Source organism: Bacteroidales bacterium, assembly GCA_018334875.1.
Classification (GTDB): Bacteria; Bacteroidota; Bacteroidia; order Bacteroidales; family UBA12077; genus JAGXLC01.
In genome coordinates, this window is sequence record JAGXLC010000287.1 from 3,776 (window position 1) to 5,198 (window position 1,423).

General features: G+C 41.6%; 1 protein-coding gene. It reads left to right on the forward strand.

What is annotated here, in order from left to right:
• Positions 1-137: 137 nt before the first annotated feature.
• A partial coding sequence (locus KGY70_16570) for a metallophosphoesterase family protein (protein MBS3776814.1) occupies positions 138-1,423 on the forward strand: 1,286 nt, incomplete at its 3' end.

Below are 1,423 nucleotides of genomic sequence, written 5' to 3' on the forward strand. Positions count from 1 at the left end.
AATTGGAAGTCCTTTCAACGCGGCACTGGAGTTTCGATGTTAATGTTCCGGTTGTTGTATCTGTTATGCGCAGCAAAGAACAAAAGATAGTACCTTTCTGGTTAAAAAGCAATGATTTTAAAAGGACTGATTTGACTATGAAGAATAAACAGACCACTTATGAAGTCTGGCAAAAATCATTTGAAGCCGGTACTGTTGGTTTGGGAATTAACGGATTTAGAAATTACGGGTATCATTATTTTGTTGTCGTTACCCCGCAGAATAAGAATGATCAGTTGAAGTTCAGTAATTTTTACCCTAAGAATCAACATATTGGAGTTTTAGATACTGGGGCTTTTATTTATCACGATTGGACTGAACTTGTGTTAACCGAAGTTCCTGAATCAATGAAAGGCCAAAAGCTCCTCACAACTACCCGGGGAAGAGGAACAGAATCACACCTGGTTGGTGCTTTCCGTGAAACGGATTACCCGTCATCGGCACAACCCGATCAGGTGATGCTCACATGGAGTTCGGATCCATCCACTAGTATAGATATTCAGTGGCGCACAGATACCACTGTTCATAACGGAAGGGTTGTTTATCGCCAGCAGGATTCAAATAGAGAATACTCCGTTGAGGCGAAGAAATCATTAATGGAAGACAGAGAATTGATGAACGATCGGTTTATACACCGCTTTGCGGCAAAACTTCGCAATCTGGAACCTGGAGTAACGTATGAGTATTTAATTTCACCTGAGGATGACTGGACTGAAGCCTGCACTTTTTCTACCTCGGATGACAGTGATTATTTTTCTTTTATTTGGTTTGCCGATGCGCACCGTAAACCGGAATTTGGACAAATTCTCCATCAAGCTGATACAACCCATCCCAAAGCAGATTTTTATTCCATCGCCGGCGATTTGGTTAGTGAAGGACTACACCGCGACCAATGGGATGAGCTTTTTGAGTTTTCCAAAGGCGTTATTTCTCGAAAACCTTTGATGGCAGTTCCTGGAAACCACGACAACCATCTGGGCCTTGGAGCGAAAATGTACCGGCAAATGTTCAGCTATCCGACTAATGGACCCACTGCTGTGGAAAAAGAACAAACCTATTCTTTTACTTATCAAAATACTTTGTTCCTCATGTTGGATGCTACTTCTCCAGTGGAGAGGCAAACAGACTGGATTGAAGATCAATTGGCAACTACGGATGCTACCTGGAAGATAGCTGTGTTTCATTTTCCACCTTATAACTGGGAAGAACCATACATAGGTATTCAACAGGAATGGGTTCCTGTTTTTGATAAATATCATGTGGACATGGTTTTTAGCGGACATTTTGGTTACTATATGCGTTCAAAACCATTGAGATCAGGTCAAGTTGTTGATACCTACAACAGAGGTACAGCTTACATTATATCATCAGCACTTCCGGAGAA